Source organism: Streptomyces sp. NPDC014006 (assembly GCF_043088925.1).
GTDB lineage: Bacteria > Actinomycetota > Actinomycetes > Streptomycetales > Streptomycetaceae > Streptomyces.
In genome coordinates this window covers 240,388-265,120 of sequence record NZ_JBICAJ010000001.1, presented here as the reverse complement: position 1 = coordinate 265,120, position 24,733 = coordinate 240,388, and the positions used below count along the sequence as shown (strand labels likewise).

Here is a 24,733-nt window from a genome sequence, read left to right as displayed (position 1 = left end):
GGCGCGGACCTCACATAAGCTCTTCACAAGCCTCGCGCATCTTCCTTACGCGGGGGTCCCGATCGTCATATCGGGGCTCTTGCGCATCTAAAGGACATATGCAAGAGACACAGATCACAGTGATGTGAAGGTAACCATCGAAGGGGTTCGAAGGTCTAAGTTGGCGATGTCGGGAAGCGTCTTGGGGGGCGCCGACCGACATCTGGAGTCGTCTTGGGGGACTTCTCCAGAGCTGCGTTGCCGGGACGCGTACACCGGGAAGCTTTGAGCGGCCCTCCCAGCGTGCGCCGTCCCGGCACACATCACTGGCGTACGGCGGGCTCGCTCGCCGTGCTCATCACAGCGATTCAGGCGCTGTTTTCTCACAAGCGCCCGGCCGGATCCCGTGGGGGGAATCCGCACCGGGACACGGGAAGGCGCCCTGGTCGTCAGCCCGTGGGGGGACTGACGCACCGGGGCGCCTTCCGCTTACCTCCGCCATGTACCTACGGGTGTGCCCCGCACCCGCGTCAGCGGATACGGGGCACACCACGAGCGTTCGTCACGGCTCTGTGCGGACCGCGAGGTACGGCTCTGTGCGGACCCGAGGTAGGGCTCAGCGCTCCTCGACGGGAACGAAGTCGCGCTCGACGACGCCGGTGTAGATCTGGCGCGGGCGGCCGATGCGGGAGCCGGGCTCCTTGATCATCTCGTGCCACTGGGCGATCCAGCCCGGGAGGCGGCCGAGGGCGAAGAGGACCGTGAACATCTCGGTCGGGAAGCCCATGGCCCGGTAGATCAGGCCGGTGTAGAAGTCGACGTTCGGGTAGAGCTTGCGCTCGGTGAAGTAGTCGTCGGAGAGCGCGTGCTCCTCGAGCTTGAGCGCGATGTCCAGCAGCTCGTCGCTCTTGCCGAGCGCGGAGAGCACGTCGTGCGCGGCGGCCTTGATGATCTTGGCGCGCGGGTCGAAGTTCTTGTAGACCCGGTGGCCGAAGCCCATCAGGCGGACGCCGTCCTCCTTGTTCTTCACCTTGCGGATGAAGGTGTCGACGTCGCCGCCGGAGTCGCGGATGCCCTCGAGCATCTCCAGCACGGACTGGTTGGCGCCACCGTGCAGCGGGCCCCACAGGGCGTTGATGCCGGCGGAGATCGAGGCGAACATGTTCGCCTGCGAGGAGCCCACCAGGCGGACCGTGGAGGTCGAACAGTTCTGCTCGTGGTCCGCGTGCAGGATCAGCAGCTTGTCCAGCGCGGAGACGACGACCGGGTCCAGGTCGTACTCCTGGGCCGGGACCGAGAAGGTCATGCGCAGGAAGTTCTCGACGTACCCGAGGTCGTTGCGCGGGTAGACGAAGGGGTGACCGATCGACTTCTTGTACGCGTAGGCAGCGATCGTCGGCAGCTTCGCGAGCAGGCGGATGGTGGAGAGGTCGCGCTGCTTCTCGTCGAACGGGTTGTGGCTGTCCTGGTAGAACGTGGACAGCGCGGAGACGACCGACGACAGCATGGCCATCGGGTGGGCGTCGCGGGGGAAGCCCTTGTAGAAGTTCTTGACGTCCTCGTGCAGCAGGGTGTGCCGCGTGATCTCGTCCTTGAACGCGGTGAGCTGGTCGACGGTCGGCAGCTCGCCGTTGATCAGCAGGTAGGCGACCTCCAGGAAGGTGGATCGCTCGGCCAGCTGCTCGATGGGGTAACCGCGGTACCGGAGGATGCCGGCCTCACCGTCGAGGTAGGTGATGGCCGATTTATAGGCGGCGGTGTTGCCGTACCCGCTGTCCAGGGTCACCAGACCGGTCTGGGCGCGCAGCTTCCCGATGTCGAAGCCCTTGTCGCCGACGGTGCTGTCGACCACCGGGTAGGTGTACTCATTGCCGTCGTACCGCAGTACTACAGAGTTGTCGCTCACGTCTTCCCTCACCGACGTTGTGCCTCATCTTCGAGGTTGCCCTGACTGTCTCTACCATCCCCCATTTGGCTCAGGAGAGTGCACTCGGGGTCGACCATTGGGCTTATCGACGGCACTCAGTGCCGCCAACTTGCACATCCTGCCCCCTTCCCTGCCCATCTGGAAGTGCTCTGTGACCTTCACGACTCATTTGATCGATCATTTTCTTCCGACGGCCCCCGTGAGCCGGAAGTCCAGGGCCGTGCACCGCCGCCCCGCGGACACCGTCCTCACCGCCTGACCGATCGCCTTGCGTGAACCGACGAGCACGACCAGCTTCTTGGCCCGGGTCACCGCGGTGTACAGCAGGTTCCGCTGCAGCATCATCCAGGCGCCGGTGGTGACCGGGATCACCACGGCGGGATACTCGCTGCCCTGCGAGCGATGGATGGTCACCGCATAGGCGTGCGCCAGCTCGTCCAGTTCGTCGAAGTCGTACGGCACCTCCTCGTCCTCGTCGGTCAGCACCGTCAGGCGCTGGTCGACCGGGTCGAGCGAGGTGACCACGCCGACGGTGCCGTTGAAGACACCGTTCTCCCCCTTGTCATAATTGTTGCGGATCTGGGTGACCTTGTCGCCGACACGGAACACCCGCCCGCCGAAGCGCTTCTCCGGCAGATCGGGCCGGCCGGGCGTGATGGCCTGTTGAAGCAGCCCGTTGAGCGCGCCGGCGCCCGCGGGCCCACGGTGCATCGGCGCGAGCACCTGCACGTCCCGTCGCGGGTCGAGGCCGAACTTGGCCGGAATCCGCCGGGCCGCCACATCGACGGTGAGCCGCCCGGCCTCCTCTGTGTCGTCCTCGACGAAGAGGAAGAAGTCCTTCAGACCGTCGGTGAGCGGGTGCTGCCCGGCGTTGATGCGGTGCGCGTTGGTGACGACACCGGACTGCTGGGCCTGGCGGAAGACCCGGGTGAGACGGACGGTGGGGACGGGGCTGCCGTCGGCGAGCAGATCCCGCAGCACCTCGCCCGCGCCGACGCTCGGCAGCTGGTCGACGTCCCCGACGAAGAGCAGGTGGGCGCCCGGGGGTACGGCCTTGGCCAGCTTGTTGGCGAGAAGCAGGTCGAGCATGGAGGCCTCGTCGACGACCACGAGGTCGGCGTCCAGGGGCCGGTCCCGGTCGTAGGCGGCGTCCCCGCCGGGCTTCAGTTCCAGCAGCCGGTGCACGGTGGAGGCCTCGGCGCCGGTCAGCTCGGCCAGCCGCTTGGCGGCCCGCCCGGTGGGCGCGGCGAGCAGCACCTTGGCCCGCTTGGCGCGGGCCAGCTCCACGATCGAGCGGACCGTGAAGGACTTGCCGCAGCCGGGGCCGCCGGTGAGGACGGCGACCTTCTCGGTCAGCGCCAGTCTGACGGCGGCCTCCTGCTCGGGCGCGAGGTCGGCGCCGGTGCGGGTTTTCAGCCAGCCCAGCGCCTTGTCCCACTCGACGCTGCGGAAGGCGGGCATCCGGTCCTCGTCGGTGCGCAGGAGCCGCAGCAGCTGGGAGGAGAGGGAGAGTTCGGCGCGGTGGAAGGGGACGAGGTAGACGGCGGTGACGGGCTCGTCCGTGTCCACCCCAGGCACCTTCTCCCGGACCACCCCGGGCTCCTCGCCGTCCTCGCCCGGCTGGGCCAGCTCGGCCAGGCACTCGATGACGAGCCCGGTGTCGACGCCGAGCAGCTTGACGGCGTCGGAGATGAGCTTCTCCTCCGGCAGATAGCAGTGCCCCTGGTCGGCGGACTGCGACAGGGCGTACTGCAGACCGGCCTTGACGCGCTCGGGGCTGTCGTGCGGGATGCCCACGGACTGGGCGATCTTGTCTGCGGTGAGGAAGCCGATGCCCCAGACGTCGGCGGCGAGCCGGTAGGGCTGCTCCTTGACCACCTGGATCGACGCGTCCCCGTACTTCTTGTAGATGCGCACGGCGATGGAGGTGGAGACCTCGACGGTCTGGAGGAAGAGCATGACCTCCTTGATCGCCTTCTGCTCCTCCCAGGCCTCGGCGATCTTCTTGGTCCGCTTCGGCCCGAGTCCGGGCACCTCGACGAGCCGCTTGGGCTCCTCCTCGATGATCCGGAGGGTGTCCGTCCCGAAATGCTGCGTGATGCGGTCGGCGAAGACGGGTCCGATGCCCTTGACCAGCCCGGACCCCAGATAACGCCGGATGCCCTGGACGGTGGCCGGCAGGACGGTCGTGTAGTTCTCGACGTGGAACTGCTTGCCGTACTGCGGATGCGAGCCCCAGCGGCCCTCCATCCGCAGGGACTCCCCCACCTGGGCACCGAGCAGCGCGCCGACGACCGTGAGCAGATCGCCGGCGCCTCTGCCGGTGTCCACCCGGGCCACGGTGTAGCCGTTGTCCTCGTTGGCGTACGTGATGCGCTCGAGCACGCCTTCGAGCGTGGCGAGCCGCCGCGCCTCCGTGCCGCCGTTCGGGGTCCCCTCCTGCTGAGCCATGATCCGACGGTACCGGTGGGGTGTGACAGCGGGATCGGCTCAGGGGTGGGGGTTCGACTCCTTCAGTGCGCCGAGGAAGGCGTCGAAGGCGGGGGTCGGGAAGGTGAGGGTGGCTCGGGCGGGGTCCTTGGAGTCGCGGACGGATGCGTGGGTGGGGGTGGCGGCTATCTCGACGCATTCGTTGCCGTCACCCTCGCCCGAGTAGGAAGACTTCCGCCAGGTATTCATGGAGGGCCTCACAGCTCTTGTGCCAGCCGGTGGATGAAGTCACGGGACGCGTCCGGTTCCAGTGATACAGCCTCCACCATACGGAAGCGCGTTCGATAGATGCTGAGCTGGGCCTCGGAGTCGACCAGCACGGTGCCATGAGGAGCATCCCGCATCACGGTGTCCAGTTTGGGCACGCGACCACCCGCGTACGTCATCGCGCTCGAGGGCACGAAACCGTCCCGGTCGAACGGGATGACGCGCACCGTCGCGTGGTCCGTCTCGGAGCGTTCGAGGAGCCGGGCGAGTTGAGCCTTCGAGGTGGCACGGTCGCCGACCCTGATCCGAAGCGCCGCCTCATGGATCAGGGCCACGTAGGGAACCGTGGTCTTCTGGCGCTCCTGGCGATGCCGGATGCGCAACTCCAGTTCTTCCTCGGTCAGTTCAGGGAGCCTGGAGGAAAAGACGGCACGGGCGTAGTCCACCGTCTGCAAAAGACCCGGCACGTACAGGATGGCCACGTGGTGCAGGAACCGGGCGTGATGCTCCAGCTCGGACAAGTCCAGGAAAGATGTCGGCAGCAACCCCCGGTACTCCTCCCACCAACCGCGCTTCCGGTCGGTGGCCATCGTCACCAAGGCGTCGACGAAATCCTCGTCCGTGCAGGCGTAGTGAGAGGCGAGCCGGCGCAGACGCTGCTCACTCACACCCTTGACACCGGCTTCGATCTGGCTGATCTGCACTCGATTCACCCCGAGCAGCGCAGCCGCCTCGATGGCGGTGAGACCCGCCGCCTCGCGGAGCCGGCGCAGCTCAGCCCCCAGGCGCAGCTCACGTGCGGTCGGTTCACGCCTCGGGCCCATCAATTGCTCCTTGCTCCAACACATGGTGCGACGCCGCCCGTTGGGGCCAGATTACGCGATCAGCTTGCCCCAAGTTACATGTAACCTCTACGGTCTGTAACGAAGCGCACACGCACCGGAAGTGCACCGCACCGTCCTGCCACGACGCCCGCGGCGATGCCACCGCGCGTGAAATCCCCTTCCACCGAACGGAGTTGCTTCCGCATGCCCGAGAACGAGACCTGGGACTACACGCTCTACATCCCCAACGACGTCAGAGCCGTGACCGTGTGCCGCCGCACCCTGCGCCTGATTCTGACCCTGCACGGTCTCATCGGCCTCGTCGACACCGCGGAGCTGCTCGCGGCCGAGCTGGTGTCGAACGCCGTGCGGCACACCAAGGGGCCGGCCGCACTCCGGGTCCGCCGTACCCCCGAGGGCCTGGTGTGGATCGGGGCGTGGGACACGGACCCCGCGCCGCCCGAGCCGCCACGGGCGTGGGACCAGGTCGCGGAGTCGGAGGAGGGCCGGGGTCTGGGACTGGTCACGGCCTGCGCCGACCTGTGGGGCTGGCAGCCGTCGGCCCGGTTCGGGGATCGGGGGAAGTACGTCTGGTGCCAGCTGGTGGCCGCGTAGCGGTCGCCGGGCGTCACGGCCGATCCGGTTCGGTTTCCCGGGCAGGCTCCGCCGGCGGTCGTCGCCCGGCGCGCCGTACACGCCGCCCGCGTCGCGGAGTTGTCCGCGGGAGAGGGAGCCGAGGGGTGGCGCCCTGCCGGGGACGGAGGGCGGGCGCCGCACCGCTCACAGCAGCGCCGTCAGCCGCGACGCGTTGCGGGCACCCTCGCGGCGCACGCCCACCGGGATCAGGGCCGCGCGGGCCGGTACGCGGACTCCGCCCGTGAAGGCCACCCTCGTGCCCGTGCCCTCCGGGGTCGCCGCCACTCCGATCAGCAGGAAGCGGCTCTGCAGCCAGCACCAGCCCGGGCGTTGCACTCCGCGCAGCCGGGCCCGCAGGCCGAACCTGCTGCGGGCCAGCGCCTCGACACGCTCGCCCCGCCGGTGGACGACGCGCAGCCGTTCCATGTCGGTCACCACCTGTCCGAAGCCGCCCTCCAGGTCACCGAGCAGGGACCAGACCCGCTCGAAGGGCGCGTCGACGTACACCTCGGTCACGTGCGCGCCGCGCACGCCGGCGGCCAGGGCGTTCAGGCGGCGCACGGGGTCGACGTCGGTGGTGGGCCAGAACTCGTTCATGACGTCCACGCCTTCCGGAAGGTGTCGCGCGCCCGGTGGAGCCGCGATTTGACGGTGCCCGTGCGCACGCCGAGCAGAGCGGCGGCGGTGCGCTCGTCCAGACCCTCCACGTCACGCAGCATCAGCACCGCGCGGTGTTCGGGGGAGAGCCGCTCCAGTACGTCCCTGATGTCGGCGGACAGCTGCGGGTCGCCCCGGGCCGGGAGCGTGCTCAGGTCGGCCGGTACGGTCCGGGCGGCGCGTTGCGCGGTGCGGACCGCCTCGCGCACCGCGATGGCACGCACCCAGCCGTGCAGGGCGGCCGGATCCTTCAGGGTGGGCAGTGACCTGAAGACCGCCACCAGGGCTTCCTGCGCCGCGTCCGCCTTCTGGTCCAGCGCGATGGGCGCGCAGATCCGCCCCACGTACGGGGCCAGGAGGTCCAGGAGTTCGGCCATGGCGAGGGTGTCGCCGCGCTGGGCCGCGCGCACCAACCGGGTCGTCCGGTCACCGGGTCGCTCAACGGGCACGGACCTCATCCTTCCACCGCGCAACGCGCAGCGCGGCCACGGCCAGCACGGCGCAGAGGGGGGTGTAGAGCGCGAGGTTGAGCCAGTAGAAGGCCGTGCCGGTGTCCTTGGCGAACAGCCAGTAGATCCCGGCGAGGGCGCGCAGCGAGAGACCCGCCGTCACGGCCAGGGTGGCGAGCCGCAGGACCGGGTGGCGGGGTCGGAGGGAGTGGGCGAACACGCAGGCGGCGCCGGTCAGGAGGACCGCTACGAGAGGCAGCAGGATCGGCGGCGTGAAGGGCACGTCCGTGCCGAGGACCGCCTCGGACAGGCTGCTGCCGTCGGCCGCCGGCCAGGTGGCGCCGGTCGTCCAGTACAGGTGGAGCAGGGCGTCCGCGGTGAGCACCGCGGTGACGAGCAGGGCGGCGCGGGCCGGGGCGGCGGTGCCGGGGTGGTGCGGCATGGGGTCCTCCTGGGGCGGCTTCGGTAATCCGTCGCCCACCAGAGGAGCCGCTCACGCGAAACGTTCCCTCGGCCACCGGACTTGTTACACGGAGCCGTCACCCACACGGCCGGGAGCAGCCCGGATCCCCTCGCCGCGGGTGCGGGGCTGGCACGCTGTACGGGTTCACGGCGCACCGGCCGGCCCGGCCGGCGGATCGCCGGGGGCGAGATGACAGTGCCGGTGAAGTTCGTCGTGCGCGACGGCGGGGCCGGCTTCGGTGGCTGACGGTGGGGAGTCAAGTGATGTATGACTACGACCTGTTGGTCGTGGGCTCGGCCAACGCCGATCTGGTGGTCGGCGTGGAGCGGCGCCCGGCGGCCGGGGAGACCGTCCTCGGCTCCGACCTGGTCGTCCACCCGGGCGGCAAGGGCGCCAACCAGGCGGTCGCGGCGGCCCGGCTCGGGGCGCGTACGGCGCTGCTGGCGCGGGTCGGTGACGACGCGTACGGCCGGCTGCTGCTGGACTCGCAGCGGGCGGCCGGGGTGGACACCGTGGGGGTGCTGGTCGGCGGGGCGCCGACGGGCGTCGCGCTGATCACGGTCGATCCGTCCGGGGACAACAGCATCGTGGTGTCCCCAGGCGCCAACGGCCGGCTCACCCCGGCGGACGTCCGGGCCGCGGGCAGCCTGTTCCAGGCGTCCACGGTGGTGTCGGCGCAGCTGGAGATCCCGCTGGAGTCGGTCGTGGAGGTCGTCCGGTCGCTGGCGGAGGGCAGCCGGTTCGTGCTGAACCCGTCGCCGCCGCGGCCGCTGCCGCGGGAGGTGCTGGACGCCTGCGATCCGCTGATCGTCAACGAGCACGAGGCGAAGGTGATCCTCGGGGACGCCGCGGTCGGGGACACGCCCGAGGACTGGGCGCGCATCCTGCTGGCGAAGGGCCCACGCTCGGTGGTGATCACTCTGGGCGGAGAGGGCGCGCTGGTCGCCTCCGCGGAGGGCGTGACCCGGGTGCCGTCGGTCAACGTGACCGCCGTGGACACCACCGGCGCCGGGGACGCGTTCACGGCGGCGCTGGCGTGGAAGCTGGGAACGGGCGCGTCCTTGGCGGACGCGGCGGCGTACGCGGCGCGGGTCGGGGCGGCGGCCGTGACCCGGCGGGGCGCGCAGGAGTCGTATCCGACGGCGGACGAGGTGGCCGCGCTGTGAGGCACGGCCGCCCCATGCCGGCCTGAATGTCTTCGAGGGGCCCGGTCCACGACCGGGCCCCTCGGCTTTCCCCCCGCCGAAGCCCCTTGAATCCCCCCCGGGTTCCCTCCCCCAGAAGCTCCGACGCCCAGTACGACCGGCCAGGTGCGGAAACGGTTGTACCGCTTCCGCGATTATTTTTTCCGGCCCCGTCATTCGATCACGTGTGCGAGAAACCGTTCCGCGGTCTCGGCCAGCACCTCCCGTCCGTCCCGCGCCCACAACTCCTCGTTGAACAGCTCGACCTCGATGGGGCCGGTGTAACCGGCCGCGTCCACGTACGCCGTCCACTCGCGCATGTCGACCGCGCCGTCGCCGATCTGGCCGCGGCCGTTGAGGACGCCCGCGGGGAGCGGGGTGGTCCAGTCGGCGAGCTGGAAGGTGTGGATACGGCCGCTCGCCCCGGCCCGGGCGATCTGCGCGGGCGCCCGGTCGTCCCACCAGACGTGGTACGTGTCCACGGTCACGCCCACCTGGTGGGCGGGGAAGCGTTCGGCGAGGTCCAGGGCCTGCGCGAGGGTGGAGACGACACAGCGGTCCGAGGCGAACATGGGGTGCAGCGGTTCGATCGCCAGCTTCACGCCGTGCCGCTCGGCGTAGGGGCCCAGCTCGGCGAGCGCGTCGGCGATGCGTTCGCGGGCGCCGCGCAGATCCTTGGAGCCGGCCGGGAGGCCGCCGGAGACCAGGACCAGGACGTCCGTGCCGAGGGTGGCCGCCTCCTCGACCGCGCGCCGGTTGTCCTCGAGGGCACGGGCGCGCTCGGCCGGGTCGGTCGCCGTCAGGAAGCCGCCGCGGCACAGGGTCGTGACACTGAGACCCGCGTCGCGGACCAGCTTGGCGGTCGCCTCCAGGCCGTACGCCTGGACCGGTTCCCGCCACAGGCCCACGTTGCCGATGCCGAAGTGACCGCACGCGTCGGCGAGTTCCGGCAGGGACAGCTGCTTGACCGTCATCTGGTTGATGGAGAAGCGGGACAGGTCGCCGGTCACTGGTTCACTCCGTACAGGCTCAGCAGGGTCTTCATCCGCTCCTCGGCCAGCTTGGGGTCGGGGAACAGGCCGAGGGCGTCGGCGAGTTCGTAGGCGCGGGCGAAGTGCGGCAGGGAGCGGGCCGACTGCAGGCCGCCGACCATCGTGAAGTGCGTCTGGTGGCCGGCCAGCCAGGCGAGGAAGACCACGCCGGTCTTGTAGTAGCGGGTCGGGGTCTGGAAGAGATGGCGGGAGAGTTCCACCGTCGGGTCGAGCAGGGCGCGGAAGCCGGCCGTGTCACCGGTGTCCAGGACGCGGACCGCCTCGGCCGCCAGCGGGCCCAGCGGGTCGAAGATGCCGAGCAGTGCGTGGCTGAAGCCCTGCTCGTCACCCGCGATCAGCTCCGGGTAGTTGAAGTCGTCGCCGGTGTAGCAGCGCACGCCGTGCGGCAGGCGGCGGCGCAGGTCGATCTCGCGCCGGGCGTCCAGCAGCGACACCTTGATGCCGTCGACCTTGTCCGGGTGGGCGGCGATGACGTCCAGGAACACATCGGTCGCCGCGTCCAGGTCCGCCGATCCCCAGTAGCCCTCCAGCCCTGGGTCGAACATGGGGCCGAGCCAGTGCAGGATCACCGGTTCGGCGGACTGGCGCAGCAGGTGGCCGTACACCTCGAGGTAGTCCTCGGGGCTCTTCGCGGTCGCGGCGAGCGCGCGGGAGGCCATGAGGATGGCCTGCGCGCCCGCCTCCTCGACGACGGCGAGCTGCTCCTCGTAGGCGGCGCGGATCTCGGCGAGCGAACCGCCGGTGATCTGGTCGGTGCCCACCCCGCAGGCGATACGGCCGCCCACGGCACGCGCCTCGGCGGCGGAGCGGCGGATCAGTTCGGCCGCGCCCGACCAGTGCAGGCCCATACCGCGCTGGGCGGTGTCCATGGCCTCGGCGACACCGAGCCCGTGGGACCACAGGTGGCGGCGGAAGGCGAGGGTGGCGTCCCAGTCGACGGCGGCCGGGGAGTCGGGGCCGACGTCGGCGAACGGGTCGGCGACGACGTGCGCCGCGGAGAAGACCGTGCGGGAGGTGAAGGGGGCGGCGGGGGTGAGCGCGAGCGGGTCGGTGCGCGGCTCGTACACCCGCAGGCCGCCCTGGGCGTCGGGAAGGCGGATGGTCACAGCGCGATCTCCGGAACCTCGATACGGCGGCCCTCGGCCGAGGACTTCAGGCCCAGCTCGGCGAGCTGCACGCCGCGGGCGCCGGCGAGCAGGTCCCAGTGGTAGTCGGCACCGGCGTGGACATGCTTGAGGAACAGCTCCCACTGGGCCTTGAAACCGTTGTCGAACTCCTGGTTGTCCGGGACCTCCTGCCACTGGTCGCGGAAGACCTCGGTGGCGGGGATGTCCGGGTTCCACACCGGCTTGGGGGTGGCGGAGCGGTGCTGGGCGCGGCAGCTGCGCAGGCCCGCGACGGCGGAGCCCTCGGTGCCGTCGACCTGGAACTCGACCAGTTCGTCGCGGTTGACGCGGACCGCCCAGGAGGAGTTGATCTGGGCGATCGCGCCGCCTTCCAGTTCGAAGATGCCGTAGGCGGCGTCGTCGGCGGTGGCGTCGTAGGGCTTGCCGTCCTCGTCCCAGCGCTGCGGGATGTGGGTGGCGGTGAGGGCCTGGACGGAGGTCACGCGGCCGAACAGCTCGTGCAGGACGTACTCCCAGTGCGGGAACATGTCGACGACGATGCCGCCGCCGTCCTCGGCACGGTAATTCCACGACGGGCGCTGGGCCTCCTGCCAGTCGCCCTCGAAGACCCAGTAGCCGAACTCGCCGCGCACGGACAGGATCCGGCCGAAGAAGCCGCCGTCGATCAGCCGCTTCAGCTTCAGCAGGCCCGGCAGGAAGATCTTGTCCTGGACGACGCCGTGCTTGATGCCCCTCTCCCGGGCGAGGCGGGCCAGTTCCAGGGCGCCGTCCAGGCCGGTCGCGGTGGGCTTCTCGGTGTAGATGTGCTTGCCGGCCGCGATGGCCTTCCTGATGGCCTCCTCGCGGGCGGAGGTGACCTGGGCGTCGAAATAGATGTCCACGCTCTCGTCGGCGAGGACCGCGTCGACGTCGGTCGAGAAGTGCTCCAGGCCGTGCCGGTCGGCAAGCGTCTTCAGCGCGTGTTCGCGGCGGCCGAGCAGGATCGGCTCGGGCCACAGCACGGTGCCGTCGCCGAGGTCGAGCCCGCCCTGGTCGCGGATGGCCAGGATCGAGCGGACCAGGTGCTGGCGGTAACCCATGCGCCCGGTCACGCCGTTCATGGCGATGCGCACCGTCTTGCGTGTCACGTCAGTCCCTTCGTGGGCGCGGGCGCGCCCGGTAGATCGGCCGGATCGGGCCCGGCGGCCGGATCGGCGGGTGAGCCGTGTGGCAAAGATGTACAGCAAGCGCTTTCTATCGTGAAAAGCTAGCCTCTCGGCAGTGGTCTGTACAAGGCTGCGGACCGGGCGAGTTGTTCGAGGGGGCGAACACCCGCGCCGGGTGGCCTTAAGGTCTGCTCGGAACCGTGGCCGTGGGCCCGGGTGTGTACGAGGGCGTACAACGAGATGCGCGACCGGAGGACGAGATGACGGTGACCCTGGCGGACGTGGCGGCCCGCGCGCAGGTCTCCCCCGCGACGGTGTCGCGCGTACTGAACGGCAACTACCCGGTGGCGGCCTCCACCCGGGAGCGGGTGCTCAAGGCCGTGGACGAGCTGGACTACGTCCTGAACGGCCCGGCCAGCTCACTGGCCGCGGCCACCTCCGACCTGGTCGGCATCCTGGTGAACGACATCGCCGACCCCTTCTTCGGGATCATGGCGAGCGCCATACAGGGTGAGATCGGCGGGCCGGGCGGGCGCGCGGGCGGCGAGAGACTCGCGGTCGTGTGCAACACGGGCGGCTCACCGGAGCGCGAGCTGACCTACCTCACGCTGCTGCAACGTCAGCGGGCGGCGGCCGTGGTGCTGACCGGCGGGGCCATCGAGGACGCGGCGCACCAGGCGGCCATGACGACGAAGCTGCGCAAGCTGGGCGAGGCCGGCACGAAGGTGGTGCTGTGCGGGCGGCCGCCGGCGCCGGACGCCGGCGTGATCGCGCTGACATTCGACAACCGCGGCGGCGCACGCCGGCTCACCGAGCACCTCATCGGCCTCGGGCACCGGCGGCTCGGCTACATCGCCGGACCCGAGGAGCGCACCACCACCCGGCACCGGCTGGAGGGGCACCGCGAGGCGCTGGCCGCGGCCGGCGTCGAGGAGCAGCCCGGCTGGACCGTGCACGGGCGCTACGACCGGCAGTCCGGCTACGAGGCCACACTGGAGCTGCTGCGGCGGGACCCGTCGCTGACGGCTGTCGTGGCCGCGAACGACTCCGTGGCGCTCGGTGCGTGTGCCGCGCTGCGGGAGTCGGGGCGGCGCATCCCCGAGGACGCGTCCGTCGCCGGCTTCGACGACCTGCCGTTCAGCATCGACGCGGTGCCGTCGCTGACGACCGTGCGGTTGCCTCTGGCGGAGGCGGGGGCGCGTGCGGGGCGCATCGCGATGGGCCGCGAGGAGGCTCCGCCTGGGGGGATCGCTACGGTGCGGGGGGAGCTGATGGTGCGGGGGTCCACGGGGGGGCCTCGGGTGGGGTGACAGTGCCTGCGGCGCCGGGTCGGGTGCCGGCGGTGGCCTGTGCCGGTTTCGTGGTGGCTGGTCGCCGGTGCCTGTGGCGGCCCGTGCCGGTTTCGTTGTGGCTGCTCGCGCCGTTCCCCGCGCCCCTTCGATGCCTGCGGCGGCCCGTTGCTGTCCGGTGGCCGGTTGCGGTAGCGCCTGCGGTGCGTTGTGGGTCGGGGACGGGGTGGGGGGTGTCCGTCCTCGGTCCGGCCGGCCGTTTCCGACGGGGGTGCCGTTGGTCGGTGCCGGCCGCTGCGCCCCCTCCCCTTCCCTCGTACGCGGGTGCGGCGGTCAGTTTTCGGTGTCGTACTGGGCCTCGCCGTGGCCGAAGGACCAGTCCGGTGAGGCGTTCTCGTACAGCGTGATCACTACGTTGCGCGGCTCGACGCCGGCGCGCGCCTCGGCCAGCTCGGCTATGCGGCGGTACAGGGCCCGCTTCTGTGACGGGCTGCGGCCGGCGCGCAGGGTGACGGCGACGAGGACGGCACCGTCGTCGTGGGGGATGCCGAGGTGGTCGCCGTAGCGCAGGGTGCTGGTCGTGCCGTCGTGGGTGGTCAGGATCTGGAAGCGGTCCTCGGGCGGGATGCCCAGGGTCTCCATGAGCGCCTGGTGCACCACGTCACCGAGCGTGTGCAGGCGGACGGTGTCCGGGCCCAGGGTGTCTATGCGGACCAGTGGCATGCGGGCTCCAGGGGTCGGGCGAGTAGCCGTACATACTAGTAGGTACAGCAGTCGCTGGGCGAAGTCCGTGTTTCGCGGCGTGCAAATGGGCCACCTGCGGGCATAGCAGCGCGATACTGGGCGGGCCCGCACAAGGCAGGAATGAGTCCCATGCGTACCGTGGCCAGCGAGTTCATCAGTCTCGACGGTGTCGTACAGGCGCCCGGCGAGCCGGAGGAGGACGCCGACGGCGACTTCGCGCACGGCGGCTGGTCGCTTCCGTATGTCGATCCGGAGGTCGTCGGCGGCGCGTTCGAGGGGGCGCTCGCCAAGGCGGACGTGCTGCTGTGCGGGGAGCGGACCTGGCAGGCCATGGCCACGCTGTGGCCGGAGCGGGCCGGGGAGATCTTCGCCGACCGGATGAACACGGTCGGCACGTACCTCGTCTCCGGCACTCTGGACGAGTCCGACCTGCCCTGGGACAACATGCGGCTGATCCGGGCCGGTGAGGTGATGGAGCGGATCGAGGACCTGCGGGCCACGCCGGGGGGCGATCTGCTGATCGCGGGCAGCCCGCGTCTGGTGCGCTCGCTGCTGGCCGAGGGGATGCTCGACGAGCTGATGCTGATCCGGATGCCGGTGCTGCTCGGCGGCGGGATGTCGATCTTCCCGCCGGACGGGGTGCGGCGGCCGTTCCAGCTGGTCTCGACGGTGACCGCGAAGACGGGCGCCGAGGTGTGCGTCTACCGGGCGGTGGCGCAGGAGTAGCCGCGGGGCGCAGGTTTGAAGCGGCGGGCTGCGAGTAGGGTCCTGGACATGAAGCTGGCGTTCTCCACTCTCGGCGTTCCCGGTCTGCCCCTGCCCGACGTGCTGAGCCTGGCCACCGCGCACGGCTATCACGGCGTGGAGCTGCGCGCCCATCCAGAGGAGCCGGTGCACCCGGGGCTCTCCCCGGCCGAACGGGCCGATACGGCCGGCGCGTTCAAGGCGGCCGGTGTGGAACTGCTCGGTGTCGCCGGGTACGCGCGCGTGGCCGCGCCGGGCGACGACGGGCCCGTACTGGACGAGATCCGCGCCCTGCTCCAACTGGCCCACGACCTCGGCGCGCCCTTCGTCCGCGTCTTCCCCGGCGGCCGCCCGGAGCAGTCGCGCGAGGAGGCCGACGCGACGGCCGCGCGGCGGCTCGGCACGGCCGCGGAGGACGCCTCCGCGCTGGGCGTGCGCGTCCTGCTGGAGACCCACGACTCGCACCGCACCGGCGCCGACGCGATCCGCGTTCTCGGCCCCGTCGGGCACCGCAGCGTGGGCGCGCTGTGGGACGTGATGCACACCTGGCTGGGCGGCGAGCAGCCGTCGCAGACGTACGCCGCGCTCGCCCCGCACCTGGGCTACGTCCAGGTCAAGGACATCGCCTCGGCCGACGACACGACCCCGGTGGCGCTGGGCGCCGGGGTGCTGCCGCTGGCGGAGGTCGTGGAGGAACTCTCCCGGCACGGCTGGGACGGCTGGCTGTGCTGGGAGTACGAGAAGCGGTGGTACGAGTCGGCGGCGCCGCTGCCGGGGCTGCTGGACGCCGGGCGGGAGCATCTGGCGCGGCTGCTCAACGAGTCGGCCTGACCCCCGTTCACCTGGCCGTGTAGCGCGCGACCCGGCCCTCCAGCCGCTTGCGGCACTCGGGCCACTCGGACGCCGTGATCGAGAAGATCGCCGAGTCGCGCAGGTCGTCCTCCTCGCCCGGCACCCAGGAGCGGGACCAGTTGCGCAGGATGCCCTCGAAACGGGCGCCGACCGACTCGATGGCGGCGCGGGAGCGGGCGTTGCGGGCGTCGGTCTTGAGGTCCACGCGGGCCACGCCCCACTCCTCGAAGGCGTGGCGGAGCAGCAGCAGCTTGGCCTCGGCGTTGACGCCGGTGCCCTGCGCGGAGGCCGCGAGCCAGGTGAAGCCGATCTCGATCGCGTCGAGCCGGTCCTCAGACCGCCAGCTGCGCGGGTCCCAGTACGACGTGGTGCCCACGACCCGTCCCGTCGCCCGGGACACCTGGGCGTAGGGGGCCAGGGTTCCGGCCGCCGCGCGGGCCAACTGGGCGTCGACGTACGCCGGGACCTCGTGGGTGCGCGGCACCCAGGTGAAGGCGTAGGTGTCCCGGTTCTCCTCGGCCGCCTCCGCAAGCCCGGCGGCGTGCCGGTGCTCCAGCGGCTCCAGGCGCACGAGTGCGCCCTCCAGAACCGGGCCCTTCAGCGTGAAGCCCACCCCGTGCCACCTCTCCCTCGCGTGCACCGCTGCCGACGAGCGGAGAGTTTTCCGCAGCCGGGCCCCGGTCGTCGACCGAAATAACACCCGCGTGCGTCAGCTGCTCGTCGTCGGACGGCTCGCCATCAGGGGCATGGAGCACGCCGGTTGACTCGATCCGCACCGGCTGCGTCACCCTGCGCACCGTCTTGACTGGCAGAAACTTTCCGGATATTGGTGACCTCTCGGAAGTTTCCTTCAGCGGTTCCCCCTCCGGAAGGAGCGCACGTGCACCACGCCAGCACGGACAGCACGGGAAACACCGCACGACCCGCCAGACGCACCGTCCTCGCCGCGACGGCCGGCCTGACCGCCGCCCTCGCCGTCGGGCCCGCCACGACGGCCACCGCCGCCCCGCACGACGAACGCACACTGCGCGACCTCATCTCCCGGATGTCCCTGGAGGAAAAGGTCGGCCAGCTCTTCGTCATGCGGGTCTTCGGCCACTCGGCGACCGCCCCCGACCAGGCCGACATCGACGCCAACCTCGCCGAGATCGGGGTCCGCACGGCCGCCGAACTGGTCGAGAAGTACCGCGTCGGCGGCATCATCTACTTCGTGTGGGCGCACAACACCCGCGACCCGCAGCAGATCGCCGACCTGTCCAACGGCATCCAGCAGGCGTCCCTGAAGCTGCCGCGCGGACTGCCCCTGCTCCTCTCCACCGACCAGGAGCACGGCATCGTGTGCCGCGTCGGCAGGCCCGCCACGCTCTTCCCCGGCGCGATGGCGATAGGTGCCGGCGGCTCCCGCTCCGACGCGCGCACCCTCGGCCGCATCTCCGGCGCCGAACTGCGCGCGATCGGCATCCGGCAGGACTACTCCCCCGTCGCCGACGTGAACGTCAACCCGGCCAACCCGGTCATCGGCGTGCGTTCCTTCGGCGCGGACGCCGACGCGGTCGCCGCACTGGTCGCCGCCGAGGTCGGCGGGTACCGGCAAGCGGGGGTCGCGGCGACCGCCAAGCACTTCCCCGGGCACGGTGACACCGCCGTCGACAGCCACTACGGCTTCCCGGTCATCACGCACAGCCGCGAGCAGTGGGAGACGCTGGACGCGGTGCCGTTCCGGGCGGCCATCAGGGCCGGCATCGACTCGATCATGACGGCGCACATCCAGTTCCCGGCGCTGGACCCCTCCGGCGACCCGGCGACCCTCTCCCGACCGATCCTCACCGGCATCCTGCGCGAGGAGCTGGGCTACGACGGGGTCGTGGTCACCGACTCGCTCGGCATGGAGGGAGTGCGCAGCAAGTACGGCGACGACCGGGTGCCGGTGCTCGCGCTGAAGGCGGGCGTGGACCAGCTGCTCAACCCGCCCGACCTGGACGTGGCGTGGAACGCCGTCCTCACCGCCGTACGCACCGGGGAACTCGCCGAGGAGCGGCTCGATCAGTCGATCCTGCGCATCCTGCGGCTCAAGGCGCGCCTCGGACTCTTCGACAAGCCGTACGTCAGCCACGCGGGCGTGGAGCGCACGGTGGGGACGCCCGCGCATCTCGCGGCGGCCGACCGGATCGCCGAGCGGACGACGACGCTGCTGGTCAACGAGGGCGGACTGCTGCCGCTGAACCGGCGCGAGCACAAGAAGCTGCTCGTGGTGGGCGCCGACCCGGCCTCCCCGTCGGGCACCACCGGCCCGCCCACCGGGGTCCTCGCCGCCGCCCTGACCGAGCTGGGCTTCACCGCGACCGCCCTGTCCACCGGTACGGCGCCCTCCGCGGCGACGATCGACCGGGCCGTCGCCGCCGCGGCGGACGCGGACGCGGTCGTGGTCGGGACGTACAACGTCACCGCGGGCAGCAACCAGCGCACGCTGGTGCGGCGGCTCCTCGCGACGGGCAGGCCGGTGGTGGCCGTCGCCGTGCGCAACCCCTACGACGTGGCCCAACTGCCCGACGTACGCGCCTGCCTGGCGTCCTATTCGTGGACCGACGTCGAACTGCGCGCCGCCGCCCGGGTGATCGCCGGGCAGGTGGATCCGCGCGGGAAGCTGCCGGTGCCGGTGATGCGGGCGGACGATCCGGCTCAGGTGCTGTACCCCATCGGGCACGGCCTGGCGTACTGACGCCACGGCCCGCGCCGGGCGCACCACCCGGACCGGCCGAAGCACCTCGCGCGTCTGGCGTGCCCCCGCGGCCACGGGCCACGCCGGTCGCGGAGAGTGCGAGGGGGGCGGGGATGCGTGGGAGCCGGTGGGTGTGCGTGCTGCCGGCGGCGGTGCCGGCCGGGTGGGTGGGAGCGGCGGCGGGGGCGGGCCGCGCCCTCGTCGGCGACTGCGTCCACGGCTCGGGGGACGGCGAGGCCGCCAGACGGCTTGCGACGGCAGCGGCCCGCCGCGGTACCGGGTGGTGCGGGCCGTGGCCGGCCGGTCGTTCTGCCCGGCGGCCACGGCCCTGTACGTGCGGCTCGGCGGGGCGCAGCCGGCCGGCTGCCCCCGCCGGATGTGACCTAGGGGCGCAGGGCGGGCTCGCGCTCGATGTCGCGCACGTCCAGCCGGCTGTCGAACTTCGCCAGCGGCTTGGCCTGCGCGGTGTCCTGCTGGACGCCGGCCCACTGCAGGATGCGGGCGGTGGCCAGGTCCTTCTGCGCGGGCAGCAGACCGGCCACGTTGGCGCCGTGGTTCAGGCCGGGCGCGGTGAAGACGTAGGAGTCCTTGGCGCCCTTGTCGACGCGGAAGCGCTCGCTGCCCCACGGGTCGTTCTGGCCGTACACGAAGAGCATGTGGCGGGCGTTGTGCCGCACCCAGGTGTCGACGTCGCGCATCGCCCACGGCTGGAAGCGCATCGGGATCTCGCGCGGGACGAAGTTGCGCGGCGGCTGGTAGCCGTAGCGGATGTACTGCTTCTCGATGTGCGGGAAGTGGATGGTGGGCGCGCCGAGCTGGGTGCCCGCCTGGTAGTAGTACGGCGTGTAGGTCTCCAGGCCCTGGTCGGCGTAGGCGGAGAAGCCGGAGATCTCGTCGATCGAGTTCCAGATCTGGTCGTCGCTCGCCGTGGCGGCGTTCGCGGGGATCTTGTCGCAGTCGGCGAGCAGGCTGTACTGCCAGAAGCCCCACACGTAGTCGAGGACGACGGCCTCGTAGGCGCGGTCCAGGGAGCCGATGGTGGTGAAGGTGTAGCCGTTCTCGGCGGCGTACGCCGCGTACTTCTGCTCCAGCGGTTCGCGGCGCACCAGCGCCTCGCGCTGCACCGCGTTCAGCTTGTCGCGGCACTCCCGGGTGCCGACGGAGGCGAAGAAGCGGTCGTAGGCCGAGTCCTCGTTGTTCACCACGTCGTTGGGGGCGACGTAGGCGACGACGCCGTCCATGTCCCGCGGATAGAAGCGCTCGTAGTAGGTGGCGGTCATGCCTCCCTTGGAGCCGCCGGTGGCAAGCCAGTTCTTCGAGTAGAGCGGCTTCAGCGCCTCGAAGACGCGGTGCTGGTCGCTGGCGGCCTGCCAGATGTCGAGCTTGGACCAGTCGGCCGGGGCGGGGCGGGACGGGGTGAAGTAGCGGTACTCCAGGGAGACCTGGTTGCCGTCGACGATCTGGGTGGGCTCGCGGCGGGACGGGGTCGTGGAGACGTTGTAGCCGCTGGTGTAGAAGACCGTCGGGCGGCTGACGTCCTTGTGCAGCACGGTGATGCGCTGCTGGAACGTGCCGGCCGAGGGGTGGCGGTGGTCGACCGGCTGCGTGAAGTTCAGGACGAAGTAGCGGTAGCCGGGATACGGCTTCTCCTGTATCAGGCTCATGCCCGGTATGGAGAGAAGCCGGTCCTTGATGTCCTGGCCGCCGGAGGCGTCGGCGGCGGTGGCCGCGCCCGCCGCGCTCAGCGTGCCTATGAGCACGGTGAACGCCAGCAGCCATCTGAGTGCCTTGCGCATGCACCCTCCTTGTGAGACAGATGTGCGCCGGAAGCTATCGGAGCAACATCGTTTCCACCAGGGGGAGTTAAAGAAAGGCAAAACGCTTCAGCACAGAATCCAACCGGAGTTGACCGATCCGCCGCCCACCGTGCCGAGGACGCGTACGCAGCGGTGCCCGGCGTGCACGGTGACCGGTCCGGCCCGCTGGATGAACCGGCCCTGGTCCACCACCGGACGCCCGCCGCGCGCCTGCACGCTGACCGACATGGTCTGGCGGGGGCCGGGACGCCGGGGCACGGTGATCGCGCAGACGTAGCCGTCACTCCGGTAGACCTGCACGCTGCCGGTGGTAAAGGGCAGCGTCGCCACCCTGTGACCGCCGCACCGCGTGGGCGCCTCGGCGGCCTCGGCACTGCCCGGCGCGGCCAGCGCGAACAGCCCGGCCGCGGTCAGCACACCCAGCCCGACCGCCGTCCGCCGCCGTATCCCACCCCAGTCCACAGTCGTCCCTCCTACGTCCGCGATTGTGCGTCCGCGCGTGCGGGTTCGCCCGTGCGGGTTCGCGATTGTGCGTCCACGCGTCAAGAAGCGTACGGGTGTACGGACGCAGTACGTGTGTCGGATGGTTGCACGACCGTCAGGGAATCGGTGCGGGGGGGCGGGCTGATTGCGTTCGGCCGCGGGTGGGTTGTGGCTGGGCGCGCGGTTCCCCGCGCCCCTTTCGGGGCGCGGGGGTCAGCGGGACGCGCCGACCGGTTCCTCCGGCTCGGCCTCGCCGACGAACGTGCGCCACAGACGGGCGTAGTGGCCGTCGCGGGCGAGGAGTTCCTCGTGGGTGCCGTCCTCGGCGACACGGCCGTGGTCCATGACCACCACCCGGTCAGCGCGGGCGGCGGTGGTCAGCCGGTGCGCCACGACCAGGGTGGTGCGACGGCCCGCCAGGCGGTCCGTGGCCTGGTTGACCTGGGCCTCGGTCGCCAGGTCCAGCGCGGCCGTCGCCTCGTCGAGCAGCAGGATGTCCGGGTCGACCAGCTCGGCGCGGGCCAGCGCGATCAACTGCCGTTGCCCCGCGGACAGGTTGCGGCCGCGCTCGGCGACCTGGTGCAGATAGCCGCCCTCCAGCGTGGCGATCATGTCGTGCGCGCCGACCGCGCGGGCCGCCGCCTCCACCTCCGCGTCGGTAGCGTCGGGCCGGCCGTAGGCGATGGCGTCGCGGATCGTGCCGGGGAAGAGGTAGGCCTCCTGCGGCACCACACCCAGACGGTGGCGGTACGACGTGATGTCCAGGTCGCGCAGATCCGTGCCGTCGACCGTCACCCGGCCACCGGTCGGGTCGTAGAAGCGGGCCACCAGCTTGACGAGGGTCGACTTGCCGGCGCCGGTCTCGCCGACGAAGGCGACCGTCTGCCCGGCGGGGATGCGCAGGTCGATGCCGCCCAGGGCTTCCTCGTCGGCGCCGTAGGCGAAGTGCACGTCGTCGAAGGCGATCTCGCCGCGCAGGGACAGCACCTCCAGCGGCTCCCGCGCGGCCTTCGTGGACGTCGGCTCGCGCAGCAGCTCCTGGATGCGGCCCAGCGACACCGTGGCCTGCTGGTAGCCGTCGAAGACCTGGGAGAGCTGCTGCACCGGCGCGAAGAACAGGTCGATGTACAGCAGATACGCCACCAGCCCGCCGGCGGTGAGCGTGGCCGCCTCCACCCGGCCCGCGCCGACGATCAGCACCGCGGCCGCGGCGGCCGACGACAGGAACTGCACGAAGGGGAAGTAGATGGAGATCAGCCACTGGCCGCGGATGCGTGCCTGCCGGTAGCTGTCGCTGCGCTCGGCGAACCGCCGTTCGCCGTCGCGCTCACGCCGGAACGCCTGCACGATCATGAGGCCCGACACGGACTCCTGCAGGTCGGCGTTGACCGCCGACACCCGCTCCCGGGCCAGCTCGTACGCCTTCACGCTGGCCCTGCGGAAGAAGTACGTGCCGACGATCAGCGGCGGCAGCGTCGCGAAGACGACGAGCGCGAGCTGGAGGTCGATCACCAGCAGGGCGGCCATGATGCCGAAGAACGTGACGACCGAGACGAAGGCGGTGACCAGGCCGGTCTGGAGGAAGGTGGAGAGGGCGTCGACGTCCGTCGTCATCCTCGTCATGATCCGGCCGGTCAGCTCCCGCTCGTAGTAGTCGAGGCCGAGCCGCTGGAGCTGGGAGAAGATCTTCAGGCGCAGCGAGTACAGGACCCGCTCGCCGGTACGGCCGGTCATCCGGGTCTCGCCGACCTGGGCCGCCCACTGCGCGGCCACCGCGAGCAGCGCCAGCAGCGACGCCGACCAGACGGCACCCAGTGCCATCCGGGTCACGCCGCTGTCGATGCCGTGCCGGATCAGCACCGGCAGCAGCAGGCCCACCCCGGCGTCCACGGCGACCAGGGCGAGGCTGACCAGCAGGGGCAGGCCGAAGCCGCGCAGGAGGCGGCGCAGGCCGTAGGAGTCCTCCGCGCGGACCGCGGCCGCCTCGTCGACGCCGGGGGTGTCGGTGGCCGGGGGCAGCGCCTCGACCTGGGCCAGCAGCTCCGGCGTGGCCGGGGTGCCGTGCAGCGCCGCGTCCCGGGGCTCGCGCTCGCCCGCCCACAGCCGGGGCGTGATGCCGCGCTCGGCGTCGAACTCGGCGTCCAGTTCCGCACGCAGCGAGGTGTCCTCGGCGGGCGCGGCAGGCTGGGTGTGGCCCGGGGAGACACCGCCGAGCTCGTCGGGGTCGGTGAGCAGCCGCCGGTACAGGGCGCAGCGTTCCTGCAGCTCGTCGTGGGTGCCGAGGTCGGCGAGCCGGCCGTCGTCGAGGACGGCGATGCGGTCGGCGAGGTTGAGGGTGGAGCGGCGGTGCGCGATCAGCAGGGTGGTGCGGCCCCGCATGACCTCCTTGAGCGCCTCGTGGATCTCGTGCTCCACGCGGGCGTCGACGGCGGAGGTCGCGTCGTCCAGGACGAGAAGGCGGGGGTCGGTGAGGAGGGCGCGGGCGAGCGCGATGCGCTGGCGCTGGCCGCCGGAGAGGGTCAGGCCGTGCTCGCCGACCGTGGTGGCGTAGCCGTTGGGGAGATCCCGGATGAAACGGTCCGCCTGGGCGGCGCGCGCGGCGGCCTCGATCTCCTCGTCACTCGCGTCGGGGCGGCCGTAGGCGATGTTGTTGCGGACGGTGTCGGAGAAGAGGAAGGAGTCCTCGGGGACCAGGCCGATCGCGGCGCGCAGCGACTGAAGGGTCAGCTCGCGCACGTCGTGGCCGCCGACCAGGACGGCGCCGTGGGAGACGTCGTAGAAGCGCGGCAGGAGCAGGGAGAGGGTGGACTTGCCGGAGCCGGAGGAGCCGACGACGGCGAGGGTCTCGCCCGGCCGGATCTCGAAGCTGAGCCCCTGCAGCACCGGGCGCTGGTGGTCGTATCCGAAGGACACGTCGTCGAACTCGACCGTCGCCGGTGCGTCGGCGGGCAGCGTCTTGGTGCCGTCCTTCAGGGTCGGCTCGGTGTCGATCAGCTCCAGGACGCGTTCGGTGCCGGCGCGGGCCTGCTGGCCGACGGTGAGGACCATGGCGAGCATGCGGACCGGGCCGACGAGCTGGGCGAGGTAGGTGGAGAAGGCGACGAAGGTGCCGAGCGTGATGTGCCCGCGCACGGCGAGCCAGCCGCCGAGCGCCAGCATCGCGACCTGGCCGAGCGCCGGGACGGCCTGCAGGGCGGGGGTGTACCTGCTGTTCAGGCGGATCGTGCGCAGGCGTCCCGCGTACAGCCTGCGGCCGACCTCGCGCAGCTTGCCGGTCTCCTGCTCCTCCTGCCCGAAGCCCTTCACCACGCGTACGCCGCTGACCGCGCCGTCGACCACGCCCGCGACGGCGGCCGCCTGGGCTTGCGCGTACCAGGTGGCCGGGTGCAGCTTGGTGCGGCTGCGCCGGGCGATGTACCAGAGCGCGGGCGCCACGGCCAGCGCGACCAGGGTCAGCGGCAGGGAGAGCGAGGCCATGATCCCCAGAGAGATCAGGAACAGCAGGATGTTGCCGATGGTCATCGGCAGCATGAACAGCAGGCCCTGGATCAGCTGGAGGTCACTGGTCGCCCGCCCGACGACCTGCCCGGTGGACAGCTCGTCCTGCCGCCGGCCGTCCAGCCGGGTGATCGTGCCGAACATCTCCGTCCGCAGGTCGTGCTGGACGTCGAGGGCGAGCCGGCCGCCGTAGTAGCGGCGGATGTAGGTGAGGACGTACACGAGCAGGGCGGCGACGATCAGCGCGCCGGCCCACGGGGCCATGCGGCGGCTGTGGTCGCCGATCACGTCGTCGATGATCACCTTGGTGACCAGCGGGACGACGGCCATGACGGCCATGCCGCCGAGGGAGGAGCCGAGGGCGAGGAGGACGTCCTTCGGATACCGCCAGGCATAACCCCACAGTCGCCGAGCCCATCCCCGTTGCGGTGTCACTCCGTGCCTCCC

21 protein-coding genes are annotated in these 24,733 nt (G+C 71.4%); 6 read left to right on the top strand and 15 right to left on the bottom strand.

The genetic code is table 11. The features are described 5' to 3' along the window. Nucleotides 1-595 precede the first annotated feature (595 nt). The 4 genes from ACF1GV_RS01205 to ACF1GV_RS01190 all read right to left on the bottom strand — a co-directional run bounded on the left by ACF1GV_RS01205 (nucleotide 596) and on the right by ACF1GV_RS01190 (nucleotide 5,427). Complete coding sequence (locus tag ACF1GV_RS01205; RefSeq protein ID WP_363264858.1) at nucleotides 596-1,885, bottom strand: citrate synthase; 1,290 nt, start codon at nucleotides 1,883-1,885, stop codon at nucleotides 596-598. A gap of 198 nt (nucleotides 1,886-2,083) precedes the next feature. Beyond that, nucleotides 2,084-4,357 (bottom strand): ATP-dependent RecD-like DNA helicase, encoded by a 2,274-nt coding sequence (locus ACF1GV_RS01200; protein WP_391676768.1) that lies wholly within the window; start codon nucleotides 4,355-4,357, stop codon nucleotides 2,084-2,086. A gap of 39 nt (nucleotides 4,358-4,396) precedes the next feature. Beyond that, nucleotides 4,397-4,585: a DUF397 domain-containing protein gene (locus ACF1GV_RS01195; RefSeq protein WP_391676766.1), complete on the bottom strand. Its 189-nt coding sequence runs from the start codon at nucleotides 4,583-4,585 to the stop codon at nucleotides 4,397-4,399. Between the two features lie 8 nt (nucleotides 4,586-4,593). Then, nucleotides 4,594-5,427: a helix-turn-helix domain-containing protein gene (locus ACF1GV_RS01190; RefSeq protein WP_391676764.1), complete on the bottom strand. Its 834-nt coding sequence runs from the start codon at nucleotides 5,425-5,427 to the stop codon at nucleotides 4,594-4,596. Nucleotides 5,428-5,631: 204 nt separating this feature from the next. Between ACF1GV_RS01190 and ACF1GV_RS01185 the strand changes: the two genes are divergently transcribed. Then, the gene (locus tag ACF1GV_RS01185) at nucleotides 5,632-6,042 is read left to right on the top strand and encodes an ATP-binding protein (RefSeq protein WP_391676763.1); all 411 of its coding nucleotides are present in this window, start codon (nucleotides 5,632-5,634) and stop codon (nucleotides 6,040-6,042) included. A 165-nt stretch (nucleotides 6,043-6,207) separates the two neighbouring features. Here the strand turns inward: ACF1GV_RS01185 and ACF1GV_RS01180 are convergent, their stop codons facing one another. From ACF1GV_RS01180 to ACF1GV_RS01170, 3 genes are read right to left on the bottom strand one after another with little or no spacing between them, the layout of a single operon-like run. Continuing rightward, entirely contained in the window at nucleotides 6,208-6,660 is a 453-nt protein-coding gene (locus ACF1GV_RS01180) for a hypothetical protein (RefSeq protein WP_391676762.1), read from the bottom strand. Next, on the bottom strand, nucleotides 6,657-7,178 hold the full coding sequence (locus ACF1GV_RS01175; protein ID WP_391676760.1) for an RNA polymerase sigma factor: 522 nt from the start codon (nucleotides 7,176-7,178) through the stop codon (nucleotides 6,657-6,659). Before ACF1GV_RS01175 ends, ACF1GV_RS01180 begins: the two co-directional genes overlap by 4 nt. Further along, the gene (locus ACF1GV_RS01170; RefSeq protein WP_391676759.1) at nucleotides 7,159-7,611 is read right to left on the bottom strand and encodes a DUF3995 domain-containing protein; all 453 of its coding nucleotides are present in this window, start codon (nucleotides 7,609-7,611) and stop codon (nucleotides 7,159-7,161) included. Before ACF1GV_RS01170 ends, ACF1GV_RS01175 begins: the two co-directional genes overlap by 20 nt. 284 nt (nucleotides 7,612-7,895) lie before the next feature. Between ACF1GV_RS01170 and ACF1GV_RS01165 the strand changes: the two genes are divergently transcribed. Beyond that, complete coding sequence (locus ACF1GV_RS01165; RefSeq protein WP_391676758.1) at nucleotides 7,896-8,798, top strand: ribokinase; 903 nt, start codon at nucleotides 7,896-7,898, stop codon at nucleotides 8,796-8,798. A 191-nt stretch (nucleotides 8,799-8,989) separates the two neighbouring features. On the opposite strand, the gene ACF1GV_RS01160 is transcribed toward ACF1GV_RS01165, so the two are convergent. The 3 genes from ACF1GV_RS01160 to ACF1GV_RS01150 are packed head-to-tail and all read right to left on the bottom strand — an operon-like array spanning nucleotide 8,990 to nucleotide 12,122. Continuing rightward, a complete protein-coding gene (locus ACF1GV_RS01160) occupies nucleotides 8,990-9,790 on the bottom strand; it encodes a sugar phosphate isomerase/epimerase family protein (RefSeq protein WP_391678437.1) in 801 nt (266 codons plus the stop codon). A 32-nt stretch (nucleotides 9,791-9,822) separates the two neighbouring features. Then, nucleotides 9,823-10,974 (bottom strand): dihydrodipicolinate synthase family protein, encoded by a 1,152-nt coding sequence (locus ACF1GV_RS01155; protein ID WP_391676757.1) that lies wholly within the window; start codon nucleotides 10,972-10,974, stop codon nucleotides 9,823-9,825. Further along, a complete protein-coding gene (locus ACF1GV_RS01150) occupies nucleotides 10,971-12,122 on the bottom strand; it encodes a Gfo/Idh/MocA family protein (protein ID WP_391676755.1) in 1,152 nt (383 codons plus the stop codon). Before ACF1GV_RS01150 ends, ACF1GV_RS01155 begins: the two co-directional genes overlap by 4 nt. A 278-nt stretch (nucleotides 12,123-12,400) precedes the next feature. Here ACF1GV_RS01150 and ACF1GV_RS01145 point away from each other — a divergent pair, with 278 nt between their 5' ends. Then, a complete protein-coding gene (locus ACF1GV_RS01145; RefSeq protein WP_391676754.1) occupies nucleotides 12,401-13,450 on the top strand; it encodes a LacI family DNA-binding transcriptional regulator in 1,050 nt (349 codons plus the stop codon). Between the two features lie 312 nt (nucleotides 13,451-13,762). Here the strand turns inward: ACF1GV_RS01145 and ACF1GV_RS01140 are convergent, their stop codons facing one another. Beyond that, nucleotides 13,763-14,152 carry a tautomerase family protein gene (locus tag ACF1GV_RS01140; RefSeq protein ID WP_391676753.1) on the bottom strand — a complete coding sequence of 130 codons (390 nt, stop codon included), beginning with the start codon at nucleotides 14,150-14,152 and terminating at the stop codon, nucleotides 13,763-13,765. A 150-nt stretch (nucleotides 14,153-14,302) separates the two neighbouring features. Here ACF1GV_RS01140 and ACF1GV_RS01135 point away from each other — a divergent pair, with 150 nt between their 5' ends. Continuing rightward, nucleotides 14,303-14,899 carry a dihydrofolate reductase family protein gene (locus ACF1GV_RS01135; protein ID WP_391676751.1) on the top strand — a complete coding sequence of 199 codons (597 nt, stop codon included), beginning with the start codon at nucleotides 14,303-14,305 and terminating at the stop codon, nucleotides 14,897-14,899. 48 nt (nucleotides 14,900-14,947) lie between these two features. Then, on the top strand, nucleotides 14,948-15,748 hold the full coding sequence (locus tag ACF1GV_RS01130; RefSeq protein ID WP_391676750.1) for a sugar phosphate isomerase/epimerase family protein: 801 nt from the start codon (nucleotides 14,948-14,950) through the stop codon (nucleotides 15,746-15,748). A 7-nt stretch (nucleotides 15,749-15,755) separates the two neighbouring features. Here the strand turns inward: ACF1GV_RS01130 and ACF1GV_RS01125 are convergent, their stop codons facing one another. After that, a complete protein-coding gene (locus ACF1GV_RS01125) occupies nucleotides 15,756-16,382 on the bottom strand; it encodes a GNAT family N-acetyltransferase (RefSeq protein ID WP_391676748.1) in 627 nt (208 codons plus the stop codon). Between the two features lie 267 nt (nucleotides 16,383-16,649). Between ACF1GV_RS01125 and ACF1GV_RS01120 the strand changes: the two genes are divergently transcribed. Further along, nucleotides 16,650-18,488, top strand: coding sequence for a glycoside hydrolase family 3 protein (locus tag ACF1GV_RS01120; RefSeq protein ID WP_391676746.1), 1,839 nt, complete (start codon nucleotides 16,650-16,652; stop codon nucleotides 18,486-18,488). A 383-nt stretch (nucleotides 18,489-18,871) separates the two neighbouring features. Here ACF1GV_RS01120 and ACF1GV_RS01115 read toward each other — a convergent pair whose 3' ends face one another. The 3 genes from ACF1GV_RS01115 to ACF1GV_RS01105 form a co-directional block, all read right to left on the bottom strand. Then, complete coding sequence (locus ACF1GV_RS01115; RefSeq protein WP_391676745.1) at nucleotides 18,872-20,284, bottom strand: S28 family serine protease; 1,413 nt, start codon at nucleotides 20,282-20,284, stop codon at nucleotides 18,872-18,874. An 87-nt stretch (nucleotides 20,285-20,371) separates the two neighbouring features. Beyond that, the gene (locus ACF1GV_RS01110; RefSeq protein ID WP_391676744.1) at nucleotides 20,372-20,767 is read right to left on the bottom strand and encodes a hypothetical protein; all 396 of its coding nucleotides are present in this window, start codon (nucleotides 20,765-20,767) and stop codon (nucleotides 20,372-20,374) included. Between the two features lie 234 nt (nucleotides 20,768-21,001). After that, nucleotides 21,002-24,721, bottom strand: a complete 3,720-nt coding sequence (locus ACF1GV_RS01105) for an ABC transporter ATP-binding protein (protein WP_391676742.1) — start codon at nucleotides 24,719-24,721, stop codon at nucleotides 21,002-21,004. Nucleotides 24,722-24,733: the final 12 nt, after the last annotated feature.